This is a genomic window from Pseudoalteromonas sp. bablab_jr011, from assembly GCF_016464045.1.
GTDB lineage: Bacteria > Pseudomonadota > Gammaproteobacteria > Enterobacterales > Alteromonadaceae > Pseudoalteromonas > Pseudoalteromonas lipolytica.
This window is the reverse complement of record NZ_JACDWU010000331.1, coordinates 19,767-33,395: the sequence shown is the minus strand read 5'-3', so window position 1 is coordinate 33,395 and position 13,629 is coordinate 19,767. Positions and strand designations below refer to the sequence as shown.

Here is a 13,629-nt window from a genome sequence, read left to right as displayed (position 1 = left end):
TGAAGAAATAATAAGGCGGTATGTCAGGCACCAAGAAAAGGAAGAGGTGCAAGAGCAGGCGCAGTTAACACTTCAGTAAACAACGCCCCCTTCTAGGGGGCTAATGCAAAGCCACCTTCTTTAGAAGGTGGATCTTTTACTAATAAGCTAATTCTGCATCAATATTTCTGACTAAGTTTGAAACCCAGTTAATGTATTGGCGGTGAATTTTATCGCCATCATAATCTAAGTTGATTGAGTCTTTGTAATCAATTGAGTACTCAGTGGCGTTGTAGTTAATATCAACACGCAGCTGGTGCTTTCTAATATCAAGCTTTCCTAATATTTTACCGTCTTCGCTCGCGCGACATGTCCAGCCAAGTTTCATACATGCTTTGAGAATATTTGTTTTAACGCTGTCAGCAGTGTGTGTTTTATTGGCGGTTTGTGGGACAGGGTTACTGTCGAAGTTACGAATAGGTACACTTGTACTGCACGCTGATAAAACAAGTGTAGCCGCAAGTACTAAGCAGAGCTTTTTCATGATAAATCCTTTTTATGTAATAAAAACGGCATGATTATGCGTTTTTTTTGAGGCGGGGTCTAGGCATCAGGTAAAAACCAAGCACTGATAGCGCCAGCAATACCCAGCACACTGTAAAATAGAATCAGCTCTGCGGTGCTTAAATACGCATTTAATAAGCCAACACTCCCAAGTGCCAATAATATAAGACCGATCACCGTATTACTCACCGATACATAATCGGTTCGTTTGTTGCCTTCAGCCATATCTACCAAGTACGTTTTACGACCAAGACGAACTCCCTGATGAGCAACTGTGAGCAAAAAATAACATAACGGGAGAAGCCAAAACTCACGGAGGGTTGCAGGGCTAAAGTGTGCGATTAAATAAACGGCTAAGCCATTGAGAGTGACTAACATGGCTGCAAAAATTAAAACGCGTCGACTTGATAGGTCACTCAACCTACCCCAAATGGGTGCTGACACGAGACTCGCAAGCCCAGAAAGGGCCATAAAAGTAGCAAGCAAAGAAAAATCAAAAGCTTGTTCGCTGGCTAAAACAATATAAAAAGGAGCGCTAAGTGCAGAGCAAAGCAATAAAGCACGCGTAACAATGAAGTGGGCAAATTGTTTATCTTCGTACAGTAGCTTTAGTTTCTTAAACGCATGCAATAAACCATTTTTAGCTCCTTCAGTCGCCCCTTCATATTCTTTGATGCGACTGTAGCTCAGGGCAGCAAATATCCACATGAGGGCTGCCAGCATCAACGCAACATAAACACCATTTTCGTAGCCTAACGTTTGTAAATACCATAAGCCTAAACCAAACGTAAGTGTCGCAAAGCCTGCAAAACTGGCGGCAAGACCACTAATGTTGCCACGTTGCTGTTTGGGAATCACTTTTCCAAGTACATCTTTAGCGGCGATAGAGTTAAAGCCCCGAGCAAGGCTAAACACAACTAAAAGAGTGAGAATGGCATACCCGGCACTGCTTCCTGTTAGGGTTAATGCGGTAATGAGCATTGCTACAATGCATAATGCTTGCACAATGGCGCCGACAACCCACACCCACTTGCGTACTTTAAGTTGGCGGATAACGTTGGCAATAGCAAGTTGCGGCAACATCGAGCCAGACTCTCTAATAGGAACCAGCCACGCAATGAAGCTGCTGGGCACATTAATGCTGTGTAATAACCAAGGCAAGGTTACTTTTGGGTTGAGCAGAGCATCGGCAAATTTACTAAATAGTTGACTCACTAAAAGGGTAATAAAGTTACCTGGCACAAGCTTACACGCGGCCTCATCAATGGCCTTGCAGGCGCGCGCGTCTTCGGTATTGCTGAGTCTTTGATAGATGTCTTCTTTACTGAGCTTTTTCATCTTTGAATCGGATAGAGAAATTTATGTAGCAAAGGGCTGCATAGCAGCCCCACTGTTAAAAATCGTTCTTACTGTGGCGTTCTACAAGTTGCTCAGCTTCATCACCCCACGTGCGATTTACACGGCGACCTCGTTTAACTGCAGGACGACGTTCAATTTGTTTTGCCCAGCGTAATACATGGCTGTATGACTCAACATCTAAAAACTCAGCAGCATCGTATAAATAACCCAGTACCAAACTGCCGTACCATGGCCAAATAGCAATATCGGCAATGGAGTATTCGCTACCAGCCATGTAATCATGATCACTTAAGTGACGATTTAATACATCTAACTGGCGCTTTACTTCCATGGTGAAACGGTCAATAGGGTATTGCATTTTAAACGGTGCATAACTGTAAAAATGGCCAAAACCACCGCCTAAGTAGGGTGCTGAACCCATTTGCCAAAATAACCAATTACGACACTCTGTTTTACTGGTATGGTCGCTGGGAATAAGCGCATCAAACTTTTCTGCTAAATACTGTAAAATAGCGCCCGATTCAAATACGCGGGTAACTGGCGTGGTGCTATGATCCATTAAGGCTGGAATTTTTGAATTCGGGTTGACACTAACAAAGCCAGAAGAGAATTGATCGCCATCCGCTATTTTAATTAAGAACGCATCATAATCAGCGTCGTCGATACCAAGCTCTAATAGCTCTTCGAGCATAATTGTCACTTTTTGACCGTTTGGTGTCGCAAGTGAGTACAGCTGCAAAGCATGCTTACCAACAGGTAAGTCTTGTTCATGGGTTGCACCCGCTACAGGGCGGTTTGTTTTAGCCCATTTTCCCCCATTTTCAGCGTCCCATTGCCACACTTTAGGTGGCGTATAACTGTCGGTATTACTCATTGAAACTCCCTAAATTGTGCTTTAATGAATGTTGTTACGAGATTACCATCCTAGTTGATCAACCTAGTCAAGGGAAGTAGAGTTAGAAAATAGCATTATTACTGAGTGTAATAAGTACCTAAGTAATTAAATTGAAAGTAATTTAATACCGAAGTCGACGACTGTTAAGGAGCATGAGATGAAAAAACACGGTTTGGCCATTGGTTTAGAGCGCATAGGTAGTACCTTTTACCTAACTTTTAAAGTCGTTGGTAAGCTTACCCACGCTGATTACGAAACGCTCACCCCTTTAGTGGATAATGCACTTAAAGCAGTGCCTCGCGCAAAAATTAGAGCATATGTAGATATTACAGAACTGGAAGGGTGGGAATTACAAGCGGCTTGGGATGACTTTAAATTAGGGCTGAAACACAACAAGGAATTTTGTCGTGTTGCGGTACTGGGTAATAAAAAGTGGCAAAAAGTAGCCAGCAAAGTGGGTAATTGGTTCACAACGGGTGAAGTGAAGTATTTTGAAGATGCAATAATTGCAACCGAATGGTTGCACGAAAAGGTAATCAGTGACAGCAACTAATCAATTAAAGGTAGCGACATTTAATTTATACAATTATTTAGCACCCCCCGATGCGTTTTATGATTTTCAGCGTATTTATAGTGCTGAGCAATGGGCTAAGAAGCAGCGTTGGTTGGCTGATTATCTTCACAATCAGCAGCCGGATATTATTGGCTTTCAAGAAGTGTTTAGTATTGATGCATTAAAACAGCAAGTGAACGATGCAGACTATGCGCACTTTGCGGTGGTTGATGAGCCGAGCGTTATCGATGAATTTATATATCGAGACCCGGTTGTTGCAATTGCTTCTCGCTATAAAATTATGGCTTTAACTGAGGTTGAACCCGACCCTCACTATGCACAGCAAATGGGGCTTGTCGGGGAGTTTTGTTACAGTCGTCGGATTATTCGCGCCACAATAGATGTGCCACATATTGGTTATGTTGATTGTTATGTTGTGCATTTTAAATCAAAGCGTAGCCTGCTTAGTAGCGTTGAAGATAACAGCAAAACCGAAGAGCAAAATCTGCTTTTGCAGTTAAAAGAACAAGTAGCAGGGCGCTGGGCGTCAAGCATACAAAGGGGCAGTGAAGCGGCGTTATTATTAATTGAAATTATCAATCGCAGATCACAAACAGACAATCCTGTTATTGTGATGGGAGATTTTAATAATGAACTGCATGATGGCGTGCTGAACCATTTAATCACTGACTCATTGCGATTCACCGCTAGTCGACATAGCAAAGCGTTTACCGCCAAGTATGCGCTGCAAGATAGTTGGCAACTTTATCAACGCCATGTTGTAACGGACAATGAGAGAGAGGCAACCCATTACTTTGGTAGCAGCAGCTCGGTGTTTGATTACATTTTGCTTTCCAGAGAATTTGATGCAGGCTTTCAAGGTAGCTTCTACGAAGTCATTGACTATCACACCTATGATCAGCACTTAATCAATCCACAATTTGCCTATGACGACCAAAGCACCGACCATGGTGTGGTAATGGTTACATTAGCATTAAGGAGTTAAATTCATAACTCCTTAAAATTATCGAAGATGCTGTTTGTCTCGCTTTGCAAAGAGATAACCGATAAATGCACCGCTAATAGCGCCGAACAAGTGGCTTTCGAACGAGATATGAATACGCTGCGGGAATACACCCCAAATTAAGCCACTATAAAGTATGACGACAGCAATACTGATGAGAATCGCTTTGAATGAGCGATGCATAATACCATAGCAAATTAAGTAGCCCCACAAGCCATAAATTACGCCACTTAAGCCCACATGTATATTGCTGCGGCCAAATATCCACACTAACAATCCTCCAAGCAATGCAGTACTGACAAATACCAGCCAAAAGCGTTTTACACTGTATTGACATACTAACCATGCGAGAATTGCAAAGGGCACTAAATTACTAAAAAGGTGTGCCCAGCCACCGTGTAAAAAGGGGGCAAAAAATATGCCTGAAAGGCCCGATAGTTGGCGAGGCAAGATACTTAAGCCATTAAGGTTTATACCGGGCAGTGTATTGATAATTTGTAGTACAAGACACAGTAGCATTATGCCCAGAATAGCGAACCGTTTACTGCTGATAGGGGGAAGTTTAGTAGCTGATTTTTCAGTCATGGTTGAAGGCTCTTAAATCAATTCGACTGAATCAGTATAACGTATTAAGAGTGAAGGTAAACACCTTGTTTTGCAAGGTGTTTACTGGTTGTTATCTCGTGTTTTTAGCCAAGTTTAGTAAGTAGTTTTTTAGCTGCAAGTTCTGAGCTTGCTGGGTTTTGGCCGGTGATCAATAACCCATCTTCGATAGCCAGTACGCCCCAGTCATCGGTTTTTTGGTATTGACCACCTTGTTTAATGAGTTCATCTTCAACAAGAAGTGGTACAACATTCGTTAGTTGTACAGCCTCTTCTTCAGAGTTACTGAACCCCGTCACTTTTTTGTCAAACACCACCGACTTACCCTCGGCATTTTTGGCATTTAATAAGACGGCACTGGCATGGCATACCGCACCAACAGGTTTATTAGAATTTAAAAACTGTTCAATTAAACGAATAGAGTCTTGGTTATCAACTAAATCCCACAGCGGACCATGGCCGCCTGGGTAAAATACAGCGTCGAATTCATCGGCATTCATTTCGCTCAACGGTTTGCTGTTTGCCATTAAGGTTTTTGCGGCGCTGTCTTCTTCAAAGCGTTTAGTTGCCTCTGTTGCAGCATCAGGAGCAGCACTATTTGGGTCTACAGGCGGTTGCCCCCCTTTAACAGATGCTAATGTAACGTCAACGCCTGCATCAATAAAGGCATAGTAAGGGGCTGCAAATTCTTCTACCCAAAACCCTGTTTTATGACCCGTGTCACCTAATTCATCGTGTGAAGTAAGTACCATTAAGATTTTCTTCGCTGACATAATTAATCCTCGTTAATTGTTTAATGAATAGCGTTGATATCACTATAGGGGTTAAAGCTAAGTTTAACAACGCAGATAAAATTGACTTCATTGGTTTAATTATTGATACAATTGAGCGGGATTTTAGGAGAATGCCATGAATGTATCGTTTGAACAGTTAAAAAGTATGGTGGTATTTGCACATATTGTGCAGCAGGGGAGTTTAACGAAGGCAGCTGAGCAACTGGGTCTTTCGCGCGCAGTGGTGAGTTATCATTTAAAGAAACTAGAGCAGCAATTACAGCTTACCTTATTAAACCGCTCAACGCGTACTATGACCTTAACAGAAGCGGGTAAAGTCTATTATGAGCGTTGTCACGCAATTGCTGAACATGCCCAAGCGGCTAATTTGCATCTAGAAAACTTAAAAAATGAACCTGTCGGGGTGATAAAACTCAGTTGCCCAGTGAATGCTGGTTTGCAGCTTATTGTGCCTGCGCTTGCACAATTTAAACGCTTGTATCCAAAAATCGATATAGATCTGCAACTAAGCGATGACGTTGTCGACATTATTAAAGAGGGGATAGATTTAGCTATCCGAGGTATTGCGCTTGCTGATTCAAGTTTACAAGCAACTAAACTGGCAACAATGAAAACGTGTATATGTGGCTCTGTTGATTATTTTGCCAAGCACCCAGTGCCCGAAAGCATAGATGATTTAGCGAACCATACTTGGGTTGTTTATCAGCGAAGTAGCGCCACACTGAGCCTAGAAAAAGATAAGCGTCGCTTTGATGTTCCCCTTAAAGGCGGGATTAGCACTAATAATGCCGCAGCGCGCACGGCATTTGTTGAAGCGGGGCATGGTCTTGCAAAAATCCCTGTTTATGACGCGTGGCCAAAAGTAAAAGCCGGGCTTTTACGTACCGTGCTTGATGAGTATAAATCGGCTGATATTGAATTGTATGGTGTCTTCCCGCCGGGGGCTGCGGGAAGCAAAAAATTGCGAGTATTGCTTGATTACTTAAAGGATTATTTTGCTAATCAAGTTGCCACGATGGGTATTTAAGCAAACAGGGTTAACGCAAAGTACGATTAAACAATGCAACAGCTTGTTGGTACATAGTTAAAGCGAGAGCAGGGTCGTAACGATCTCCCTCATCGCGCATAAATGCATGTTGTGCGTTAACTTCTTGCCACTGGTAATTAATTCCGGTAGCAACGGCTTGTTGGTAAATTTTAAGGCGGCCTTCTTTTGGTACATGTGGGTCTTGTTTGCCCCAAATAAAGTGAATTTCACCTTGTATATCTGCCATGCGCTCAAACGAGTTATTGCCTGATTGTGCGGGCAATGTGTCACTGTGTATGTCTGTTGCATATAAACAAAATGCGGCTTTGATATCAGGATTCAGTGCGGCACGATAAGCAAGGTGACCACCAATACATACACCCATCGCTCCCACATAGCCTGTGCAATACGTTTGCGCGCGGGCAAATGCGATAAGGGCTGTGGTATCAGAGTCGTGGCTTTCAAGTGGTTTAGCCCATTTGTCGGCATTGCCTTTATCTTTGCCTTCATCATCGTAGGCAAGCACCGTGCCGAGTGGGTTTAACTCATGAAAAACCTCAGGCACTAACACGATAAAACCATGGCCTGCGAGCATAGCGGCAGAGCGTGCAATGGGGGCTGTTTCTTGAAAAATTTCAGAGTAGAAAATAATACATGGGAATTGGCCTTCGACAGCTGGGCGGTAAATGCTGGTTCGCATCAGACCTGTTGGGGTATCTATGTCGTGGCTATGGTGTTGAATAATCATGTTAATCCTCTAAAAACGGTTTAAGCAATAATACCTCAGCCCCATCTTTTGGACGAGTAAAAGCCCTTGAAATTTATTGATGCTCAGTTAATTCTTTGAGGCAGGGTACTGCATACAGCTTGCGTAATAGGTAAGAGTAGCAGGCCAATCAGAGAAAATAGCCATCACTCCCACTTGCTTAGCAAGGACGTCTATCACAGTCATCATTTGCCCATCTTTTTTAATCACAGGGGCAATCGACTGGTAATAATATCCACCACCATTATTTAATGGGCCTGAGCGCTCTAAACTCCAAGTAATGATGTTCAGTCCGGCTTGTTTAGCTTTAATAGCATAAAGCGAGGGCACGATTTTACCTGACTGATCAAGACTTAATAGCATCCACATTGGCGGTGCAATAATGCGTACTCCATCGTCATACAGAGCCTGCATTGATGGCTGCCAGCTTGTTTCATCCATAGCATTAAAGTGTGCTTGCTCATCTCGGCCATCAAGGTAAATACTGTTGTTTGCAAATTCAGGGTGATTGTTTAGCCAATACTTCACATCGTTAAGATTAAATGATTGCGGATAAACATCTTGGCTATTCACGCCTAAGGCCTGATATTCATCTAGCAATTTTTGCGCATAATCTTGCTGGCTAAAACCATCAAAGGGCATGCTAACTGCTGGGCTTTTTAGCTCAGGGGTCATTTTCACACCGAGTTCTTTAAACAGCGTAATACTTTGCTGGTGGGTCATTACAGTACCACTGTTTGCATATAAATCAGTGCGCCAGTTTGGCGTCCCTTGCAAATACTCTGCAACCGTTTTTGCGTTTGGATTGGCGCCATCCATTTTTGCTTTTAACGTTAAGAATTCAGCTTGGGTGATATCGCTGGTACAGCATTTAGCCTGAGCTGGTTGGCCGTCTTTGGCCGGGGTAAAAGGTTGGCTGCATTTTGCTGCGAGCTCAGGAATCGCTAAAATGTTGGTAGTGGTGTGTAAATCACATTGTGCATGACGACACACGAGTTGCTTATCTTTGGTAAAGGCAACGTCACATTCAAGTACGCCAGCCCCCATTCTTGCTGCGGCTAAATATGACTCTTTACTATGCTCAGGAAACTGCATGGGTGCACCGCGATGACCAATGACAAAATCAGTTTTGTAAAAAGGGCCATTGCCACATGCAGCAAGTTGCTGCTTTAACGGCCCATCAGGCATATTGTCGATTAAATAGTAAGGCCTAGCGCCAACCTGCACCACCTGATCTACAGGCAGATTCTTACAGCCTTGAATAATGAACACTAAACAACATAAAACAAATGCGCGCATAACAGCATTCCTCTAATCGAATAGAGTTTAGCCTATCATTACTCCATGGCAGTTTTATTAAGTTTCTGATTTATAATAAGTGCTAATAAGATAATCGCCGCGCCGATGGCAAGCTTGGTGATATCGGCATCACGATTCCAAATAACAATATTAACGATGATCCCCGCGGGGATCAGTAAGTTATTCATTACTGCCAGCGCACCAACATTGACGATGGTCGCGCCCTTGTTCCAAGCGAAATAACCAAGCCCTGAAGCAATCGTGCCTAAATAAATGAGTACGCCCCATTGCATCGTTGTGGTAGGCAGCTTGCTGGTATCGCCAAACAAACCGTAACAAATCAGTGCAACAATTAGGGCACCAATAAAGAACCAAGCAAATACCCGAGAGTGAGGGTGTTGCTCATCTTGCATCAAACGTTTGTAGGTTACTTGCCCGGTAGCAAAACAGATATTGGCAGCCTGAACCATTAACATACCAATGAGGTAGTTCTCATCAACGCCTTCGTAACGTATGGCGACGGCTCCCAAAATAGCCAGCATTGCGGCGAATAAAAATTTGGCATTAAAACGTTTTTCAAGCAAATCGTTTAATAAGGTGATGTAAAGCGGCGTCATTACCGTGAATAGCAGTACCTCTGGCACACTGAGGTACAAAAACGAATGGTAATAAAAGCTGTACATGACACCAAGCTGTACCGCGCCTATTGCCATGAGCTTTAGTGCTAAGGCTTTAGGGGTTTTTCGCCATTGTAAAAAGGGTAAGAACACGCACGTTGCTAAGCCTATTCGCATTAACACACTAAACCACGCATCTACTTGCCCTGCTAAATACACGCCAATAAGACTAAATGAAAAGGCCCACAGAAGGGTAACAGCGAATAAGTAAGTCATGTTGTTTTAGTTTTGTTATAAAAGAGGCAGTGTATATGAGATAACAAAGAATTAAAATTGCCCATGATAATAATACGCAGCCATGGGCAATGGGGGGGTTAGGGTTGATTTGCTACGAACGCTTTTGCTTGCTGTTTTAATCTATCTAAAGCATTACGGTCGTAAAATGTATTATGACTGATCACACCGCTAAGCGTTTTGGTGTTTCGAATATCTGTTAGGGGATTTTGTGAAAGCAAAATGATGTCGGCCACTTTACCTTTTGTAAGTGCCCCATACTGTTTCTGTTTATTTAAAAATTTAGGTCCCGCAAGAGTTGCAGCTTGCAGTGTTTGCAGTGGTGTTAGGCCATATTCAGTAAAAATACTCAGTTCTTGGTGTAAAGAAAGCCCCGGATAAATATACGAATTTAAAAAGCCTGCATCGGTGCCTGCAATAATGCTTACACCCGCTTGTTGTGCCAGTGGTAACAATTGTGCCGTTTTTGTGAAGCGAGCTTTTCGCTGAATGATTTGTTCAGGGGTATCTTTCTTAGCTCTGTCTACACGCCATTGGTAGGTCGCTTTTAAGCCCTTGCCAATGTAATTTAAAAAAGCGTCTTGCTGATGATTATCTTCATCGAGATAGGCGGTGATCTTGCCACCAATTAAAGTAGGCACAACCGCTGTGTCGTTGCTAGCGAGTACCGTAAACTTTTCTCTGGCTGTAGATTCATCAAATTGAGCGGTAATAATAGGCAGCGCGGTGCGATAGGTGAGTTCTTTAGAGGCTACTTTGGCTGAAATATCCGCTTCGTTTTTAGCCGCTGCTTTGAGCATGTAAGTCATATGCTCGATGGCATCAAGACCTGCCTTGGAGACATCAGTCACAGACAACGAAAACGGGATATGACCTGAAATTTGGTAACCCCGTTTTTTAACCTCTTTTACTGCCTTTAGATAAAGCTCAGGCGTTAATGCACTGTCGGTAATTTTGATAAAGTCGACATTCATGGTGTCTAGCAAATCCATTGCTGCGTGCATTTCTTCAGTCGTCTCAACTTCTAAGTCGCCGGGCCAAATAGAGCCTTTTCCTTCAAGTTTGGGGCCTGATGTAAAAATAGTTGGGCCGACTAACTGACCTTGTTTGACTTGTTCACGCCAACTGAGAACTGACTCACTCAGATCAGCCGCAGCATCACGCACCGTTGTCACGCCGTGGGCTAAATAAAGGGGGAGTAATTGTTTGTTTTCTTCTATGAGCTTTTCACCACCGCCAAAATGAACATGCATATCCCAAAGACCCGGCATGACATACTGACCTTTTGCATCTATAAACGTTGAACTTTGATATTGGGCACTCAGTGGCTGGTTACTGCGTTGTATGATAATGCCATCACGAATAGCCAGTGATTGGTTTGCTGCGATTTCTCCAGTGTGCATATCAATGATCTGAGCGTTATCGATAACAATGTCGGCGTGCTCATCTGGGATTGATGAACATGCAGCTAAAGCTGAGCAAAGTCCTAAAAGTAAAGCGTTTTTCATGTGTGAACTTATGTTTTTCTTTGAGATTAGCAAAAACGAGTTAACTGACAATTGCTTTGAGGTGAATAGGAGTAAAAGCAGGGTGAAAAATTAATTAATACTTAAAAAGTATGAGGGGTGCCCCTCATACTCTAAACAACATTGAGGTTATTCAACTAAGCCACGACGCTTTAATAACGCGTCGGTTGTTGGCTTTTGACCACGGAACTCAATATAGCTTTGCATTAAGTCGCGGCTATTACCTTTAGATAAAATTTCTTTACGGAAGTGATCACCGTTTTCGCGGGTTAAGCCGCCTTTTTCAGTCATATGAGTGAATGCATCTGCAGCGAATACTTCAGTCCAAAGATAAGCGTAGTAACCTGCTGAGTAACCACCGGCAAAAGTGTGGCTGAAGTAGCAAGATTTATAGCGCGGCGGCACGGGGTAGTACGCAATACCATGTTTGTCTAACGCATCATGTTCAAACTTTTGTACGTCTGTGATATCGGCATCAACACCGAATGAGTGCCATTCCATATCAAGGAGTGCCGCAGCTAAATACTCAGTTGTATCGAAGCCTTGGTTGAACTTTTGTGACTCAAGTACTTTTGCAAGTAACTCTTTTGGAATTGGCTCACCTGTTTTGTAGTGCTTGGCATAGTTCGCAAGTACTGTCGGCTCAACATTCCAGTCTTCGTTTGCTTGTGATGGGAATTCGACAAAGTCACGAGACGTTTTTGTCCCCGCCAAACTTGGGTATTTTACGTCAGAGAATAAACCATGAGCAGCGTGACCAAACTCATGAAATAAAGTTGTCACCTCAGAGAAGGTCATCAGTGTTGGTTGGCCTTCTGCAGGTTTGGGGATATTTTGCGCATTGTAGATGACAGGCTTGGTGCCTTTTAAACCACTTTGACCTACATAGGCACTCATCCATGCACCACCTCGTTTGCCTTCACGTGCATATGGATCCATGTAAAATAGGCCAATGGCACTGCCATCTTCATTGAATACTTCGAACACCGTGACGTCTTCGTGATATACAGGCAAATCTTTACGCTCTTTAAAGGTGATACCATAGAGTTTATTCATGGCAAAGAACAAGCCATCGTGGATCACTGATTGCATTTCAAAGTAAGGCTTAACTAAAGCTGGGTCTAAGTCGTACTTTTCTTGACGTACTTTTTCTGCATAAAATGCCCAATCCCAAGGTTGTAGAGCAAACGTTTCACCTGATTTATTGATTACCTGTTGAATTTGCTCCGCTTCCGCTTCGGCTTTAGCAACTGCCTTTGGTGCTAAGTCATCTAAAATACCGTACACATTTTCTGGCGTTTTCGCCATTCGCATCGTCAATACATAAGAAGCCCAATCTTTGAAACCAAGTAATGCCGCTTTTTCAGCGCGCAATTTGGTTTCCTTGAGAATAATAGGGCCGTTTGTTGCTTGCGCACGATTTGCAGATGTAGTCCAAATTTTCTCACGCAGTTTACGATTTTCAAGGCTTTGTAAAATAGGTTGGCGAGTGGTGTTCACCAGTGTGATCATATAACCTTCTTTACCCGCTTTGTCAGCCGCGGCTGCAAGGCTTGCAATTTCACCGTCAGATAAACCAGCAAGTTCGCTTTTATCTGTGACTAAAATTACATCTTCTTTGAACGATTTTAAGAGATTTTGTGAAAACTCGGTTGAAAGTTTTGCAAGTTCAGCGTTGATTTCACGCATTCTTACTTTGTCTGCTTCGTTTAGTTTAGCGCCCGCGTTGATAAACTTTTTAAAATAAAAATCGACTAAATGTTTGTCTTCAGCACTGAGGTTTTCTGCATTGTCATAGATAGCTTGCACACGATTGAAGAGCGCTTGGTTTAGATAAATATCGTCAGTATGAGCAGATAAAATTGGCGCCATTTTAGCGTCAATGCGTTGGTACTCGCTGTCAGAAATTAATCCAGATAAGTTAAAAAAGGCATCGGATGCGCGATCTAATAGCTCACCTGATAACTCCATTGCAACGAGTGTATTTTCAAATGTTGCAGGCTCTGGGTTATTGGCAATCTTTAAGATTTCAGCTTTTTGCTCGGCAATACCTGCTTCAAATGCAGGTTCGTAGTCGTTTGTTGATATTTTATCAAACTCAGGAGCCATATATTGCAAAGGGCTCGGCTTGAAAAATATAGACTCAGTATTCTTTTTTTGTGTTTCAACAATAGGTTGACTTTGTGTGTTAGCTTGCTCTGGACTACAAGCTGATAATAAAAATACACTAGCAACGGTGGTGGCTATTAGGGTCTTACGCATGCTGGCTCCAATAAAGTGGATGAATTTTCTATAATCTATCAAATTTTTGATGCCAAATAATAATATT

13 protein-coding genes and 1 pseudogene are annotated in these 13,629 nt (G+C 42.7%); 4 read left to right on the top strand and 10 right to left on the bottom strand.

Annotated elements, in window-relative coordinates; translation table 11 throughout:
• Window positions 1-79, top strand: a pseudogene (locus tag JIG41_RS22025) (IS200/IS605 family transposase); the annotation flags it as partial.
• 60 nt (window positions 80-139) lie between these two features.
• On the opposite strand, the gene JIG41_RS22020 reads toward JIG41_RS22025, so the two are convergent.
• From JIG41_RS22020 to yghU, 3 genes are read right to left on the bottom strand one after another with little or no spacing between them, the layout of a single operon-like run.
• Entirely contained in the window at window positions 140-523 is a 384-nt protein-coding gene (locus JIG41_RS22020; protein ID WP_036966879.1) for a hypothetical protein, read from the bottom strand.
• Between the two features lie 59 nt (window positions 524-582).
• The gene (locus JIG41_RS22015) at window positions 583-1,881 is read right to left on the bottom strand and encodes an MFS transporter (RefSeq protein ID WP_199525479.1); all 1,299 of its coding nucleotides are present in this window, start codon (window positions 1,879-1,881) and stop codon (window positions 583-585) included.
• A 55-nt stretch (window positions 1,882-1,936) separates the two neighbouring features.
• Window positions 1,937-2,776 carry a glutathione-dependent disulfide-bond oxidoreductase gene (gene yghU / locus JIG41_RS22010; protein WP_199525478.1) on the bottom strand — a complete coding sequence of 280 codons (840 nt, stop codon included), beginning with the start codon at window positions 2,774-2,776 and terminating at the stop codon, window positions 1,937-1,939.
• A gap of 178 nt (window positions 2,777-2,954) precedes the next feature.
• On the opposite strand from yghU, the gene JIG41_RS22005 reads away from it, so the two are divergent.
• Together JIG41_RS22005 and JIG41_RS22000 are read left to right on the top strand one after the other, a co-directional pair.
• The gene (locus JIG41_RS22005) at window positions 2,955-3,350 is read left to right on the top strand and encodes an STAS/SEC14 domain-containing protein (protein WP_036966888.1); all 396 of its coding nucleotides are present in this window, start codon (window positions 2,955-2,957) and stop codon (window positions 3,348-3,350) included.
• Complete coding sequence (locus JIG41_RS22000) at window positions 3,337-4,356, top strand: endonuclease/exonuclease/phosphatase family protein (RefSeq protein WP_065978582.1); 1,020 nt, start codon at window positions 3,337-3,339, stop codon at window positions 4,354-4,356. The genes JIG41_RS22005 and JIG41_RS22000 overlap by 14 nt, the downstream gene beginning before the upstream one ends.
• A gap of 18 nt (window positions 4,357-4,374) precedes the next feature.
• Here JIG41_RS22000 and JIG41_RS21995 read toward each other — a convergent pair whose 3' ends face one another.
• Window positions 4,375-4,959: a rhomboid family intramembrane serine protease gene (locus tag JIG41_RS21995; RefSeq protein ID WP_199525477.1), complete on the bottom strand. Its 585-nt coding sequence runs from the start codon at window positions 4,957-4,959 to the stop codon at window positions 4,375-4,377.
• A 104-nt stretch (window positions 4,960-5,063) separates the two neighbouring features.
• A complete protein-coding gene (locus tag JIG41_RS21990) occupies window positions 5,064-5,750 on the bottom strand; it encodes a type 1 glutamine amidotransferase domain-containing protein (RefSeq protein WP_074988973.1) in 687 nt (228 codons plus the stop codon).
• Between the two features lie 136 nt (window positions 5,751-5,886).
• On the opposite strand from JIG41_RS21990, the gene JIG41_RS21985 reads away from it, so the two are divergent.
• On the top strand, window positions 5,887-6,798 hold the full coding sequence (locus tag JIG41_RS21985) for a LysR family transcriptional regulator (RefSeq protein WP_118844482.1): 912 nt from the start codon (window positions 5,887-5,889) through the stop codon (window positions 6,796-6,798).
• A gap of 10 nt (window positions 6,799-6,808) precedes the next feature.
• Here JIG41_RS21985 and JIG41_RS21980 read toward each other — a convergent pair whose 3' ends face one another.
• From JIG41_RS21980 to JIG41_RS21960, 5 genes are all read right to left on the bottom strand, one after another.
• On the bottom strand, window positions 6,809-7,546 hold the full coding sequence (locus tag JIG41_RS21980) for a dienelactone hydrolase family protein (protein WP_199525476.1): 738 nt from the start codon (window positions 7,544-7,546) through the stop codon (window positions 6,809-6,811).
• 87 nt (window positions 7,547-7,633) lie between these two features.
• Window positions 7,634-8,863, bottom strand: coding sequence for a glycerophosphodiester phosphodiesterase family protein (locus tag JIG41_RS21975; RefSeq protein ID WP_199525475.1), 1,230 nt, complete (start codon window positions 8,861-8,863; stop codon window positions 7,634-7,636).
• 38 nt (window positions 8,864-8,901) lie between these two features.
• Window positions 8,902-9,756 carry a carboxylate/amino acid/amine transporter gene (locus JIG41_RS21970; RefSeq protein WP_199525474.1) on the bottom strand — a complete coding sequence of 285 codons (855 nt, stop codon included), beginning with the start codon at window positions 9,754-9,756 and terminating at the stop codon, window positions 8,902-8,904.
• Between the two features lie 98 nt (window positions 9,757-9,854).
• Window positions 9,855-11,282, bottom strand: coding sequence for an amidohydrolase family protein (locus JIG41_RS21965; RefSeq protein ID WP_199525473.1), 1,428 nt, complete (start codon window positions 11,280-11,282; stop codon window positions 9,855-9,857).
• A gap of 147 nt (window positions 11,283-11,429) precedes the next feature.
• Entirely contained in the window at window positions 11,430-13,562 is a 2,133-nt protein-coding gene (locus JIG41_RS21960) for a M3 family metallopeptidase (RefSeq protein WP_199525472.1), read from the bottom strand.
• Window positions 13,563-13,629 lie beyond the last annotated feature (67 nt).

Bases quoted from the DNA above. Each gene is read 5' to 3' on its own strand.
- JIG41_RS22020 (WP_036966879.1), bottom strand. From the start codon at position 523: ATGAAAAAGCTCTGCTTAGTACTTGCGGCTACACTTGTTTTATCAGCG.
- JIG41_RS22015 (WP_199525479.1), bottom strand. From the start codon at position 1,881: ATGAAAAAGCTCAGTAAAGAAGACATCTATCAAAGACTCAGCAATACC.
- yghU (WP_199525478.1), bottom strand. From the start codon at position 2,776: ATGAGTAATACCGACAGTTATACGCCACCTAAAGTGTGGCAATGGGAC.
- JIG41_RS22005 (WP_036966888.1), top strand. From the start codon at position 2,955: ATGAAAAAACACGGTTTGGCCATTGGTTTAGAGCGCATAGGTAGTACC.
- JIG41_RS21995 (WP_199525477.1), bottom strand. From the start codon at position 4,959: ATGACTGAAAAATCAGCTACTAAACTTCCCCCTATCAGCAGTAAACGG.
- JIG41_RS21990 (WP_074988973.1), bottom strand. From the start codon at position 5,750: ATGTCAGCGAAGAAAATCTTAATGGTACTTACTTCACACGATGAATTA.
- JIG41_RS21985 (WP_118844482.1), top strand. From the start codon at position 5,887: ATGAATGTATCGTTTGAACAGTTAAAAAGTATGGTGGTATTTGCACAT.
- JIG41_RS21980 (WP_199525476.1), bottom strand. From the start codon at position 7,546: ATGATTATTCAACACCATAGCCACGACATAGATACCCCAACAGGTCTG.
- JIG41_RS21975 (WP_199525475.1), bottom strand. From the start codon at position 8,863: ATGCGCGCATTTGTTTTATGTTGTTTAGTGTTCATTATTCAAGGCTGT.
- JIG41_RS21970 (WP_199525474.1), bottom strand. From the start codon at position 9,756: ATGACTTACTTATTCGCTGTTACCCTTCTGTGGGCCTTTTCATTTAGT.
- JIG41_RS21965 (WP_199525473.1), bottom strand. From the start codon at position 11,282: ATGAAAAACGCTTTACTTTTAGGACTTTGCTCAGCTTTAGCTGCATGT.
- JIG41_RS21960 (WP_199525472.1), bottom strand. From the start codon at position 13,562: ATGCGTAAGACCCTAATAGCCACCACCGTTGCTAGTGTATTTTTATTA.